Here is a 14,459-nt window from a genome sequence, read left to right as displayed (position 1 = left end):
TTCGTTTTATAGAAGTTGGTTTGACGGCCATTTTCTATTATAACGATTGGAGATTTTTTCTGTCACTTTACCACTCTAGAAGTTTTATTTTCACACGTGTAGAACACGTGGTTTTAAACCCATATAAATGAAAAAGCCATTAAAAGAATGATGAATTCTTTTAATGACTACATTTAATTTATATCTGTCGTTGATTGCCTTACGATTAACTGTGGATGGTAAACAATTGATTCCAACGACTGCGTTTCTTTATTGCGTTGTTCTTTTTCAATCATTTGAATAATCATTTCAGCGGCTTGCTCGCCCATTTCCGTTTTAGGATGACTAACGGTCGTTAGTTTCACTTCAGAAATTTCAGCGAGAAATGAATCATCATAACCAACAATTGACATATCCTTAGGCACTTGCAATTTTTTAGCTCGTAAAAGATCGAGTAAAATTAATGCTAGTTCATCATTATAGCAAACGAGTGCCGTCGGCTTCTCATTTTGTGATAGTAACTTTTCTAGTTCTTTTGTAGGCTTTTCAAGCTTTTCTTCAGAATAGTACGTAACAATATTTTGAGGATTAATAGAAACTTGATGCTTTCGGTGAGCTTTAACGTACCCTTTCATTCTCTTGATCCCTTGATTATCATCCGTCTTAAATAAGCCAACAATATTGGTATGTCCTTGATTAATTAGATGCTCCGTTTGCAAATAGCCGCCTTTTTCGTCATCTACTAATAAGCAAACAGGCTCCAACTCATCATAGAAAGCGTTAATCATTATATACGGAATATTCATTCTTTCTAAATTGAAATAATAGTTAATATTAGGATTCGCAAATGAACTTTTCGTTGGCTCTACGATGATGCCATCCACAGGTTGAGATAATATATTCTCAAGAATGCGTTGTTCATGTTCGATTTTATTATTCGTACTAAATAAACTAACTTGATAACCCCGCTCACTTAAATAAGATTCAGCTCCACGTATGATGCTTGGAAAAATATAATCTGAAATAAATGTTGTAATAATCGCTATCGTTTTCGTATCATTGGAATGTGTTCTATCTTGTTTCGTCCTATCTGCACAGAAAGTACCTGAACCTTGCTCACGATATAACCAGCCTTCTGATACTAATTCACCAATCGCAATACGAATAGTATGTCTACTTACTTCGAATTCCTTCATTAATTCATTTTCAGAATTAATTTTTTGATTAGGTACATATGTCCCATCTAAAATTCTTGACTTAATCGCTTGTTTTACTTTACTGTATTTTGTCACAACCGAAACCTCAATTCTACACGTACTTATAAATATACGTACATGTTACCACATTATCCATCCAACACGCAAAAATACTTCAATATTCTAACACATTCATAAGTGAGAATGATGAGAAAGTGTCTTAAATGGTAAGCCCATCTAAGACACTTTTCTTTTGATTATTCGTAGGATTTACACCTTAACGAAAGGCAATATCATTCCATCTTAATTCATTTTGGAATGCCATTACATTTGTCGAATCATTAATAAAGACACATTCAATATTTACCATCGTTGCCCAATCATATAATTGCTCTGGAGTCACTTTAAATGAAAAGACCGTATGATGAGCTCCGCCCGCATAAATCCAGGCTTCCGCAGACTCACTCAACGACGGCTTAGGTTTCCAAAGAACCTTAGCAACTGGTAAATGAGGCATTTCCTTCTCCGGTTTGACTGCTTCAACTTCATTAATTACTAGGCGGAAACGATTCCCTAAATCAACAATCGATGCATTTAATGCTGCACCTTCATCACCATCAAATACCATACGCGCTGGATCATCTTTACCACCAATACCTAGTGGATGCACTTCTAGCTTTGGACGAGTTGCCGCTACAGTTGGGCATACCTCCAACATATGAGAGCCGAGTACTAACTCATTACCTTCTTCTAAATGATACGTATAATCTTCCATAAATGAAGTTCCTTCACCATCAGCTATGATTTTCATTAAACGAACAAGAGCTGCTGTTTTCCAATCACCTTCACCAGCAAATCCATAACCTTGCTCCATTAAACGCTGAACAGCTAAACCTGGCAATTGATCCATTCCATGTAAATCTTCGAAGTTCGTTGTAAAGGCTGTAAATCCACCTTCTTCTAAAAACGCTTTCAAGCCAAGCTCGATTTTCGCTTGATATTTAATCGATTCAATGTTCTCTCCATCAGCAATGTCATACTGTTCTTTATATTCATTGAACAGTCTTTCCACATCATCTTGAGAGAATTCATTCATCTTGGCAACTAAATCACCAATACCGAAATAAGATGTAGACCAACCGAATTGGATTTGTGCTTCGACTTTATCACCTTCAGTAACCGCCACTTCACGCATGTTATCACCAAAGCGAGCAATTTTTAATGTTTTGCTTTCTTCAAAAGCAGCAGCTGTTTTTAGCCAACTACCCACACGGCTGATCACTTTTGGACTTTGCCAATGACCTACAACTACTTTACGTCCAATTTTCATTCTAGTACCGATAAAGCCATATTCTCTGTCACCATGAGCTGATTGATTTAAATTCATGAAATCCATATCAATTTTATCCCAAGGGATATCGCGATTAAATTGAGTATGCAAATGTAATAATGATTTGCGTAATTCTGAAAGCCCAGCAATCCACATTTTAGCTGGTGAAAATGTATGCATCCAAGTAATAATACCTGCACACTTCTCATCTGAATTTGCTTCAATACACAATTTTCTAATTTCATCAGCTGTTTTCACAACAGGTTTAAAGACGATCTTATATGCAAAATCATTTTCATTTAACCCATCAACAATTTGCTGTGAATGATCAGCAACCTGATCTAGCGTCTCAGGCCCATATAAATGTTGACTACCTGTAACAAACCAAAACTCATATTCTTTTACCTTTAACATCTTTCATCCTCCTAAAAACGATTTAAATTCTAACTTATTACAAAGCAAGAACTACTTTTGTCCATAATAAGCATTTGCACCATGCTTACGTAAAAAATGTTTATCAAGTAAATCTTGATCCATTGCTGTCGTATGAGGGTTTAATTGCAAGGTACGAGATGCCATCTTTGCAACTTCTTCTAAAACAACTGCATTATGAACAGCATTATTAGGATCCTTACCCCATACAAACGGAGCATGAGACTTCACTAGTACTGCTGGAACTTGCATAGGGTCCACACCCTTAAATGTTTCGACAATGACATTCCCTGTCTCTAACTCATACGCACCTTGAATTTCCTCTTTCGTCATATCACGCGTACAAGGAACTTCTCCATAAAAATAATCAGCTTGAGTTGTACCAAATGCTGGTAATGATTTTCCTGCTTGAGCCCAACTTGTCGCCCACGGTGAATGAGTATGTACAATCCCTCCAATACTTGAAAAAGCTTTGTATAACGCAATATGAGTAGCAGTATCTGATGACGGCTTAAGGTCACCCTCTACCACTTCACCTTCGAGGTTGACAACAACCATGTCATCACGTTTTAAATCGGAATACTCTACTCCACTAGGCTTAATGACTACTAGGTTCGAACCTCGATCAATCCCACTTACATTTCCCCAAGTGAAAGTAACGAGTTCATGCTTAGGTAATGCAAGATTCGCCTCTAAAACAGATTCTTTAAGACTTTCTAACAACTATCACAACCCCTTTCAAAGTGCTAACTACCTTCAACTCTATTATACACTTGTACGTACAATAAATAAATAGTTTTCTCAATAAATTGAGATGAATCCTTTCTATAAAACGTCGTACAGGTTTCTTTCTTGGTTAAACTTACGATCAACCATGCTCAACGAACAAAAATGCCCCAAAGAATAACTCTTTTAGGGCATTTCCATCACTTAATTAGTTGTAAAAGTATACGTTGTTCTCTTCTTGTATTCAGTCCCTTTTTTAACAACAATAGAAGGGAAGTGATCGTGATGAATGGCATCAGGTAACCCTTGCGTTTCTAGACACAAGCCTAAATACTTTTCTGCGGGAACATTTCTAATTGAAAAGTCGTCACTTATCATATTCCCAGTATATAAGACGACGCTCGGTTCATTCGTTTCGATGATAAGTACACGACCACTTTTCTCATCTTCAAGACGAATTTCTTCATCTTGGTTTTCATCTAAAAGGAATGGGTGATCATAGCCATTTCCAGCCAACTCGTTTTGTTTTAAGTCTGATTGGATCCCCTCTTTAATTTTTCTTCCATTTGTAAAATCAAAAACAGTTCCTTCGCTATCAACGAATTCTCCAGTCGGCATTAAATCATCTTCCAAGCTTAAATATTGTTTGCTTTTCAATGTTAATTGGTGTTCTTTAATCGTTCTTTTTAAGTTCCCACTTAAGTTGAAATATGTATGATTTGTCATATTTATTAACGTATCTTGATCAGGTATAGCTTGATAATTGATAGCAAACTGATTATCGTTTGTTAACGTATACGTGACTTGTATTGAGACATTCCCAGGGTATCCTTCTTCTCCATCAAAGCTGTCATAAGTGAAAACAACACCAATTTTATTATGTTCTTCAAAAGATTCAGATTTCCAAATAACCTTATCGTAGCCTTTTATTCCTCCATGTAAGTGGTTAGAACCATCATTTTGCGCTAGATTATATGTTTGATTGTTTAAAGTGAACTGAGCTCCTTTTATTCGTCCCGCTACTCTACCACACACTGCTCCGAAATAAGGAGAATGCTCCACATATTCCTCAATTGTATCAAAACCGAGTACAACATTTTCAATTTGATTATTGCGATCAGCTGTAGAAATTCGTGTAATAATACAACCGTAATCAATGCTAGTAACTTCCATCCCCTTATCATTTGTTAATGTATATGCATATACATTTTGACCGTCAACTTGTCCGAACAGATCCTTAATAACCTTCATTAAAACTCTCCTCCTCTAATCACACACATCACTTCGCTCCAATTGAAAGAAAACGAATTCATTATCATCATACACTAGCATCCATACTTTTTACAATGTAAGAAAATACATTACGTGACATTATATACACCTTTTAATATGTAGCATTAACGATTAAAAGGCCGCCGCAAGACGACCTCCCTAGATGATTTTTAGCGTTTACTTAAACGAATAACATTCCAAGAAGCATTCGAAAGGACCGCTTGGATACTTCCATTATCAAGCTTTGCGTTCCCATTATGATGTGGTTTTACAACTTGTTCATCAACGGTATTCACTGCTTTCAAATCATCATGTTCTAATACGATATGTTCATCAAGGTGATAGCCTTCAAAGCTACGAACATCAATAGAAAATTCTAAAGACTCGTGTACATGACGATTTAAGGCAAAGATCGTTACTTCTTCTTGCTCTTCATTATAGACAACCGCACTATCAACATAAGGTACATCTGTAAAATCCTTCGTATCATATACAGGAGAAGAGATGGCCGGCTTCAATGATACCCCTCTTCCAAATACAGAAGCATGCATATACGGGTAATAAATCGTTTGCTTCCATGAACGTCCTTCATTTTCTGTCATAATTGGCGCAATAACATTAACCAATTGTGCCATACAAGCCATTTTAATTCGATCTGCGTTCTTTAAGAAAGTAATTAAAATACTACCAACTAATAAAGCATCTTCAAAATTGTAATGATCCTCAAGCTGAGGAGGTGCAATTGTCCATGGGTCAATTTGTTTATCAGCCTGATTTGAATGATACCAAACATTCCATTCATCAAAGCTTAAATACATTTGTTTCTTACTACGTTTTTTCGCTTTAATGTAATCACAAGTTGCAATGACCGTTTTAATAAAATGGTCCATCTCAAGGCCATTCGCTAAATAATTCTCTGAATCATTGTCTCGATTACCGAAATATTGATGTAAGGAAATAAAATCAACTTCGTCATACGTATGCTCTAATGTCGTTGCTTCCCATTGTGGAAATGTTGGCATTCTAGAATTAGAACTACCACAAGCAACAAGCTCGATAGAAGGATCAACTAGACGCATCGCTTTAGCCGTTTCTTGTGCTAGCCTGCCATATTCATCTGCTGTTTTGTGACCGACCTGCCAAGGTCCATCCATTTCATTTCCTAGACACCATGTTTTAATGTTATGAGGTTGTTCATAGCCGTGTTCTTTTCTCAAATCACTCCAATATGTACCACCCGGGTGATTGCAATATTCGATGAAATTTCTCGCAGCATCAATACCGCGAGTTCCTAAATTAATCGCCATCATCACTTCAGAGTTAACTTTTTTAGCCCAATCAACAAATTCATTTGTCCCTACATCATTAGGTTCGATTGTTCTCCATGCTAGCTCTAAACGACGTGGACGCTCTTCCTTAGGTCCTACTCCATCTTCCCAATCGTAAGCAGAAACCATGTTACCACCTGGATAACGTACGATCGGTACTTGCAAGTCTTTCACTAAATCAATGACGTCTTTACGAAAACCATGCTCATCTGCATTTTGGTGATCAGGTTCATAAATCCCACCATATACTGCTCTTCCTAAATGTTCAATAAATGATCCGTAAATTCTTGAATCGATTTCTGCAATTTTGAATTCCTTGTCTACAACCATTTTCGCTTTTTTTAACTGATTCATCGTTCTCCTCCTCTAGTACTGCTTTCCCATAAAGTTAAACGTTTACAAACTAATTAAAAAACTTATAATCGTTAATAAATTTATAAATAAATTAACCATTTGCTTTTATTATAGTAAAGCTTTCTGTTCTTGTAAATAGTTTGTGCATACAAATATACTTTCAATATACGATAGTTGTACGACTAACATTGAAGTGCGTTTACTAACTCATTAAAACAGGCATTCTAAAGTGATAACCATTTAGAATGCCTTACTACCTTTTACAATGAAGGTCTTTCTTTTGCTTTATCAGCTTCAGCTGCATTCTTCATTGCTTCATTACGGTTTTCCTGCATTTCTTTAATTGACTTTGTTTTTAATCGAGCTGCTCCTTTATAATGACGAGTAGGAATTAATTCCTCTGAGGACATTCTTACTTTCGCCAATTCTATCGCTTCTACATATTGTGGTAGCCATTTCTCTTGTGCCACAAGCATTTCATCTACTAATTGCCAGATCTCAGGTGGATTACAAACAGCTCCTACTAATGGATCCATCATAAATGCTTGTCGTAGTAGCTGATCTCTGCCATGAATAGCCGCTTCAACCGATAATCGTTGTACGGAAATGCTAGCCTGACAAACTGCCGCACACCCTAAAGGTAACTCTCCTATACGAGGCATATTAATACCATTGCGATCTACATAGCCTGGCGCCTCAACGATGGCATCATCTGGTAAATTGGTGATGATTCCATTGTTTACTACATTAAAATGTCCACGATAAATTCGGCCTGTCTCTAGACCTTCAATAATATACGAACCATGCTCCTCACCACGCTCTTCGGAAGAATATGTATAGGCCGGCTCCTTTAACCAGTTTGGAAAGTCTGTTTCAAACCATGTCCTTCCTTCCGTACAAACACGTAAATACCCTCCGGTTTCCCCATTAATCCAAGTTCCAAGGTCAATCCAATCATGAACCTCTTCTGGCCGCTTCCGATACCAAGGCACATATTCACTTAAATGTCCGTTGGATTCGGTACTATAATAGCCAAAACGTTTCAGCATATCGATGCGTACCTTTTCCGTCTTTTTAAATTCAGGATGACTCTCAAAGGCTTCTAACATACGGCCTGTCAAATCTTCTCCATTATGCTTTACTTGGATATACCATGTTTGATGGTTAATACCAGCACAAACAATATCAACTTCTTCTTTTTTCAATCCGAATGCTTCAGCAATTTGTCGATGTCCACCTTGAACGCCATGGCATAGACCAACCGTACGTACACCACCATACTTGTTACAGGCCCACGTTAACATCGCCATTGGATTTGCGTAGTTTAATTGTAAGCAATTAGGTTCACTTACTTCTCGAATGTCTTTACAAATATTCATCATTTCTGCTATACCGCGCTGACCGTACATAATACCACCAGCACAGAGTGTGTCACCCACACATTGATCAATTCCGTATTTTAGCGGAATTTCAATGTCTGTTGAGAACGCTTCCAATCCTCCTATTCGTACGACAGTAAAAATATAACGAGCGTTCTTCAAAACTTCCCTACGATTCAATGATGATTGAATTTGAATGTTCAATCCATTTTCATTAATATCTCGCTGGCAAAGTTCTGTTACCATATCCAAGTTTTGTTCATTAATATCCGTAAATGCGACTTCAATATTGTGAAACTCAGGAACAGATAACAAATCACGCAATAACCCTCTCGTAAATCCAATACTTCCAGCACCAATAAAAGCGACTTTAAATGACATATAATCATCTCCTTATTCAAAATCCATTTCAATGAAATTGTAGCATTAAGAAGAGATACACCGCTTTCAAATTTCTGACGTTTCTTCATGGTAAATGTATAAAATGCTAACTTATAATAGAAGAATGATTTCGCTCTTGTTTCGTTTCATTTCGAAATTGCAAGGGACTTACACCTACATTTTTTTTAAATAGAGTACTAAAGTATTGACCACTACTCATTCCAACATAATCAGCAATTTCTGTTATAGGAATATCTGTGCGTTTTAATAAATCTTTCGCTTTCTCGATACGATGAGAAAGTAAATAATCCATAATCGAAATTCCAGTGTACTCTTTAAAAATGCGATGCAAGTAACTTGGATGTAAATGTACAGAATCGGCAATATCCTTTACCTTAATCGAACAATCATAGTGATGATGAATATAATGTATCACCTTTTTCACATATGGATGATTCCATTTCGATTGAAATTGCTTTGCTTCTTGATCTAATTGAGCTATTTTTATTAAAAGTTGGCACAAGTATAGTGCGACCATTACTTGATTTTGCTTTTCCTTTTTATCAAGTTCGAGAATGAGGCTTTTTAATATAAGGTACACTTCACTTGAATCTTCAAGCACATTAAAATCACGTGCACATTTGAGGAATGACATTAAATACTGGTCGTCTGTGGCAAGATCGGAAATCGAAGGTATTGAAACGCTATTTTGACTGAACATAAATTCTACATTCAGCATTCGACAATATTGATCATTACGAACGGTTAATCGGTGCTTAACGTGTGAATCAATAAGAATAAACTGACCTTTCTTCATCCGTATTCTTTTCTGCTCAAAACCAATCTCACATTCTCCTGAAATAACATACATAATCTCAACTTGTGGATGACTATGATTATCCATTTGGTAATTATGCCATTTTTTATAATAATAAAATACAATTGTAGGATAAAAGTCAGATTGTATTAAAGCAGGATTATAGAGACTCATATAAGTCATGAACGTTTCCTCCTAATCAAATTAAAAAACCTATTCAAGTAAATACTTTTCATTGATAATACCTTATTTCTATTGAGTCAACAATCGATGAATACATTTTTTTATGTAAAAAGTGACAGCCTCGCCTGTTAAATGGATAAACCGTTTCATGTTGGAAACAATAGACATACAGAAGTATTAATGAGGGGGATCATACTTTTATGAAAAAAGAACAACTATACGAAAGCATTCTAAACAAAAAAGAGGAACTTGTTATACTAACCAAGCAATATTGGTCACAATATGCAGGAATTCATACGTGGTATTTTTGGACAAATATCGCTACTATCATTATACCGCTCTTTATATTGTATGTATTAATTGACCGCAAACGTATCTTCGAAATTTCCTTTTTTGGGTATACTGCTCATGTCCTATGGGCAAACATTGATAATATTCTTTCAATGAACAATTTACTTATACACCCACATAGCTTAACACATTTGCTCCCCGTAGGAGTTACGATTACTGCTGTATTGTTCCCTGTAACATTCATGCTTATCTATCAATTTTGCACAAATTATAATCGAAACTTTTACTTATATGCTGTCGTCGCTTCGATTATATTCGCTTTTGGCTTCGGGGGACTTTCACTACTTTTAGGCTTATTACATTTAGAAAACGGTATGAATTTGTTTTACCTATTTCTTATTGACCTTGTGGTTGCTTTTTTATCCCTATGGTTAACAAAATTATTTTTGAAAATAAAAGGAACGTACGTCTAATCCTAAAACTAGCGTACATTCCTATCATACATTATTTTATTTGGACTGAGCGCAATCGGTTTAGAGCTGCAACTATTTCAAAGACTCTTGGTCTAGCTATATCACCAGGATGCCCGTTATGTTGAGATACAAAAGTGATTCCTTGTTTATTCAGCTGTGTTTCAAGAAAGTCAGCAAGCTCCTTCAAACTATACTGTTTAGTTAAGTGATTATTTTGTTCTACGTAATACAATATATCCGCTATCATTCTCGTTTGACTTTCTTCAACCAATTGTTCGATATAATGAAGGTTAATGCTTTGGGAGCCGTATTGAATTTCATACATCCCCCGTGCTTTCACCTTTCTTTTTCTTCCTTCCATGCTTTTCAGACTATTGGGCAATAAATAGCGATCTGATACATAGCCAAATGAATGACCACCTTCATGCTGACGGTCTACCTTTATTTGTTGAGCTATCGCTTTAGCTTCACCTGTTACTTCGAAGGGGCGATATTCTTTCATTTTAATCACACAATCAGCTACATCGAAATAATCACCTGAACCACCCATAACAATGATGCTAGAGATATCCTTTTCTTTTTTTAATTGTTCGATCTTATCAATAAAAGGCGTAATAGGCTCTGATTCTTTCTCAATTAGTTGCTGCATTCTTGCATCGCGTATCATAAAGTTTGTCGCTGTCGTATCTTCATCAATAAGAAGTGCTTCCGCTCCGATTTCAATCATTTCCATCGCATTGGCTGCTTGTGATGTACTTCCACTAGCATTATCGGTTGAAAAACAAGTCGTATTGTTTGAAAATGGTAAAGACCTAATAAATGGAGAAATGTTTACACTTCTTACACTTCGTCCATCTTCAGCACGAATTTTCACCGCCTGCTTGTTTGTTATGACAAACTCTCGTCCATCACCTTCACAATGATCATATACACCACTTTCTATCGCTTTTAAAAGCGTCGATTTCCCATGATAGCCACCGCCAACGATTAATGTAATCCCTTTTTTAATGGCCATTCCTTTTATAGGCTCAACCTGATGAGGAATATTTATAGCTATTTCGAGACAACCTGGTGAAGCAAAAGGAACAACATCTGTTTTCATTGGCTGATCACTTACACCACTTTCACGAGCCAGTATTGCTTTATTTGCTATAAAAGCAATAAGCTGATGTTCTTTTAAATAACGCCGTATCGTTTGTTGTTGATCAGCTAATTTAATTTCATTGTACAGCTCCGCCTCAGTAAGTTTTAAAAGGGAGTTTTCGATAATAATAGGAATATATGAACACAATAGCCTCACAGCATCTTTACCAGCAATCCTTCTACCATTTGCAGGTAAACCGACACTAAGGCATATAGTAACAAACTTATGATCAATCATTACCGCTGAACGTTCAACCACTTTTTGCCTTGGTTCATCAAATAAGATTAGACCACTTTTCCCCGATCCTCTTATATTTCGATTTTGTTTTTTAACCGCTTGACCTACTTTTCTTGCTATTGTATCCTCACAACGTATTCGATGATGGGATAGCATACACCAATCTTCATTCATTTCTGTTTTGTTCAACGGGATACGAAGGCGTATTTTTGACGGACTTGCAAATGGATCCCCTTGAACATAATCAATATGAAGAAAGAAATGTGAAAATTGATACATACCTTGTATTTCTTTATAAGATTTGTACCCTTTTTGATCAATGTTAGATAAAAGTTTCTTTAATCGATCCATGTTATAACCCACCATTCAATTTATTGTATATCCTCCAAAGGGTTTGGAATAACAATCTCCTTCGAAATAATTTGTTCTTTGAAATTATTTAATACATGTAAGATCTCTTCATTTATAACATGATTTAATGGTGTGTTAGTAGGATGAGTAATATGTGTCACTCCGATAAATTCGTCTTGTAAACCATAAGTATATTCCTTTCCTTGAAAGGTCTCATTTAAGAATAACTCAAGTGTATGATAAACAGCCTCATCTGCCATTTTTAACTGTGAAATAAGAATGTGCTCTGGGTCAATTGTTAACTGATCATGATCTTGTCCAGCAGTATAAAACCCTTCCTCTATCGCTGCTTCAAAAACACCATAATTGCCAACAGCAGCTGCACCAGCAACAAAATCAGCATTATCACGTGCGAATTCAATGGCTATATCCTTTGCAGTTGCTGGATCTGAAAAATGACCGACATAGTCTATTAAAACCTTAGCATCAGGATTTACAGTATGAACTCCTAACTCATAACCAGTTACCCACTTTTGCAATAACGGAACATCCATTGCAGCCACCATTCCAACCACATTCGTATCCGTTATATTACCTGCTAGCACACCAAGTAAGAAAGAAGCTTCTTGCTCTTGAAACGTAATACTCGCCACATTAGGAAGATCAACGAAAAAGTCAACGATTAAAAAAGGTTGAGAAGAATATTCAGAAGCGACATCATGTAGTGCATCATGGGCTTTATACGTTCCAGTCACAATTAAATCATACCCTTCATTCGCATAATAGTTTAGATAATCATGTAATTGTTCCTCATCTCTTGATTCAATTGTTTCTACATGCATGTTATTATCTTCACTAAATCGTTCTAAACCCATTCGAATATCATTTAGAAATGGATTAGTACCCATTCTCTCAGGTAGAATTAACAAAATGGAATGTTCTTCCCCTGTAAATATTTCATCATTTTGATCAATTGCTTTACAACCTACTAGTAAGAAAATCGATAGCAAGAATAGTACATATTTCAAGATTATAGACCTCGTTTCTTAGAAAACTAACATAGTCCTTAAAATAAACAATAATAGTAAATACGTCAACTGAAATTATTCATCATATCAATAAATCCAGCTTAATCTTCTACAATTACAACTAAAACAACCGTTTTGCATGAAGTATACAAAACGGTTGTTCATATTAGAGTGTACTAATGGCATCGAGTGCGATAGTTGCTTCGAGATGAATGGCTCTACTTACACTTTCTCTATTAGGGTTATAGTTTTCTCGTAAGTTATCATCAGCATATCCATCAATGGCAACAATAGCCCCCGCACGTATTCCCCTTAAGCTTGCAATTGTAAACAGCGCAGCATTTTCCATTTCCACAGCTAATACATTCGATTGTTTATATATCTCATGTGGAAATGGAACACTCCCTAAATAAAAAGCATCTAATGTCAAAGTCATACCTTCAAAAGTAGCAATGGTCTCTTTCTGATTTGCAGCTGCGGTAGATAATGCTTGAATGATTTCTCGATTAGCAACTGCTGGAAAGCCTGAAGGAACTAATTGATTCGATAAACCATCACACCGAACAGCTGCAGTACTAATAACGATACTACCTGCTTCAATTTCTTTACGATATGAGCCAGCTGTACCAACACGAATCATCGTTTGGGCACCACCGATAATGAGCTCTTCAAAGCATACTGCAGCTCCAGGACCGCCAACTCCATGACTAACTATGGCGATGTTTTCTCCATGATAAGTGCCGAGATAAGAATGATATTCACGATTTTTTGCCAATACACATGCGTTTTCTAAATAAGATGCGATAACTTCCGCTCTATTTGGGTCTCCACAAACAAGAATCTTCTCAGGTAATTTCTTAGGATCAATTTTAAGATTTGCTAGCAAATCAATCAAACTCCTTTTTTTCCCACTCATCTTCTGGTATATCTAAATCTTCACCAGAAAAGCGTTCTTCTTTAAAGGGATCTCCGCGTAAATGAAATCCATTTTCCTCCCAAAATCCTGGTTCATTTTCATCAATAAATTCAAATCCTCGTAACCATTTTACACTTTTCCAAAAATAGAGATGGGGAACAACTAGTCTTAACGGCCAACCATGCTTGTCTGTTAGAGGCTTTCCATCAAATGAATGAGCTAATAAAATATCATCACCCATTAAATCCTTCAGTTCAATATTTGACGTATAATCATTGTCTCCATGAAGCATAACATAATTACTTTTTGGTTCGACTCCTATCTCTTTTAAAAAATCTTTAAACCGAACGCCAGTAAATGCATTATCAAACCTTGACCATCTAGTAACACAATGTATATCAACTGTAATATCGGTTTGCGGCATGTTCATAATGTCCTTATACGTTAGTGTTACTTCCTTATTTACGTTACCTGTCACTTTTAATGACCACTCGTCAAGGTCATAGGTTGGTACATCACCTTCATGCAAGATTGGGAATTTTTCTGTTAAAACTTGCCCTTCTGGAAGACGTCCATTAAATGAATCACGGTTTTTAGGCGTTTTCATTCGTTTAATTCGATCAGCTTTTTTCATCATATTTC

At 36.1% G+C, this 14,459-nt stretch carries 12 protein-coding genes; 1 reads left to right on the top strand and 11 read right to left on the bottom strand.

What is annotated here, in order from left to right; all coding sequences use genetic code 11:
• Nucleotides 1-173 precede the first annotated feature (173 nt).
• The 7 genes from MW695_RS11630 to MW695_RS11600 form a co-directional block, all read right to left on the bottom strand.
• Complete coding sequence (locus tag MW695_RS11630; RefSeq protein WP_247105484.1) at nt 174-1,271, bottom strand: GntR family transcriptional regulator; 1,098 nt, start codon at nt 1,269-1,271, stop codon at nt 174-176.
• A 181-nt stretch (nt 1,272-1,452) separates the two neighbouring features.
• On the bottom strand, nt 1,453-2,919 hold the full coding sequence (araA, locus tag MW695_RS11625) for an L-arabinose isomerase (protein ID WP_247105483.1): 1,467 nt from the start codon (nt 2,917-2,919) through the stop codon (nt 1,453-1,455).
• A 51-nt stretch (nt 2,920-2,970) separates the two neighbouring features.
• On the bottom strand, nt 2,971-3,660 hold the full coding sequence (araD, locus tag MW695_RS11620) for an L-ribulose-5-phosphate 4-epimerase (protein WP_247105482.1): 690 nt from the start codon (nt 3,658-3,660) through the stop codon (nt 2,971-2,973).
• Nucleotides 3,661-3,867: 207 nt separating this feature from the next.
• The gene (locus tag MW695_RS11615) at nt 3,868-4,914 is read right to left on the bottom strand and encodes an aldose epimerase family protein (RefSeq protein ID WP_247105481.1); all 1,047 of its coding nucleotides are present in this window, start codon (nt 4,912-4,914) and stop codon (nt 3,868-3,870) included.
• A gap of 191 nt (nt 4,915-5,105) precedes the next feature.
• Nucleotides 5,106-6,617, bottom strand: a complete 1,512-nt coding sequence (gene arfA, locus MW695_RS11610) for an arabinosylfuranosidase ArfA (protein ID WP_247105480.1) — start codon at nt 6,615-6,617, stop codon at nt 5,106-5,108.
• Between the two features lie 260 nt (nt 6,618-6,877).
• Nucleotides 6,878-8,377 carry an alpha-glucosidase/alpha-galactosidase gene (melA, locus tag MW695_RS11605; RefSeq protein WP_247105479.1) on the bottom strand — a complete coding sequence of 500 codons (1,500 nt, stop codon included), beginning with the start codon at nt 8,375-8,377 and terminating at the stop codon, nt 6,878-6,880.
• Nucleotides 8,378-8,483: 106 nt separating this feature from the next.
• A complete protein-coding gene (locus MW695_RS11600) occupies nt 8,484-9,377 on the bottom strand; it encodes an AraC family transcriptional regulator (protein WP_247105478.1) in 894 nt (297 codons plus the stop codon).
• Nucleotides 9,378-9,577: 200 nt separating this feature from the next.
• Here MW695_RS11600 and MW695_RS11595 point away from each other — a divergent pair, with 200 nt between their 5' ends.
• Entirely contained in the window at nt 9,578-10,141 is a 564-nt protein-coding gene (locus MW695_RS11595) for a hypothetical protein (protein ID WP_247105477.1), read from the top strand.
• A gap of 31 nt (nt 10,142-10,172) precedes the next feature.
• Here the strand turns inward: MW695_RS11595 and MW695_RS11590 are convergent, their stop codons facing one another.
• The 4 genes from MW695_RS11590 to MW695_RS11575 all read right to left on the bottom strand — a co-directional run bounded on the left by MW695_RS11590 (nt 10,173) and on the right by MW695_RS11575 (nt 14,451).
• A complete protein-coding gene (locus MW695_RS11590; protein WP_247105476.1) occupies nt 10,173-11,873 on the bottom strand; it encodes an ABC-ATPase domain-containing protein in 1,701 nt (566 codons plus the stop codon).
• A gap of 20 nt (nt 11,874-11,893) precedes the next feature.
• Nucleotides 11,894-12,901 (bottom strand): BMP family protein, encoded by a 1,008-nt coding sequence (locus MW695_RS11585; RefSeq protein ID WP_247105475.1) that lies wholly within the window; start codon nt 12,899-12,901, stop codon nt 11,894-11,896.
• 166 nt (nt 12,902-13,067) lie between these two features.
• Nucleotides 13,068-13,787 carry a nucleoside phosphorylase gene (locus MW695_RS11580; protein ID WP_247105474.1) on the bottom strand — a complete coding sequence of 240 codons (720 nt, stop codon included), beginning with the start codon at nt 13,785-13,787 and terminating at the stop codon, nt 13,068-13,070.
• A 1-nt stretch (nt 13,788) separates the two neighbouring features.
• On the bottom strand, nt 13,789-14,451 hold the full coding sequence (locus MW695_RS11575; RefSeq protein ID WP_247105492.1) for a sulfite oxidase-like oxidoreductase: 663 nt from the start codon (nt 14,449-14,451) through the stop codon (nt 13,789-13,791).
• Nucleotides 14,452-14,459 lie beyond the last annotated feature (8 nt).

The organism is Halalkalibacter sp. APA_J-10(15) (genome assembly GCF_023017105.1).
GTDB lineage: Bacteria > Bacillota > Bacilli > Bacillales > Bacillaceae_D > Halalkalibacter.
Note: the sequence above shows the minus strand (reverse complement) of the source record. Positions and strands in the feature narration are given on the sequence as shown.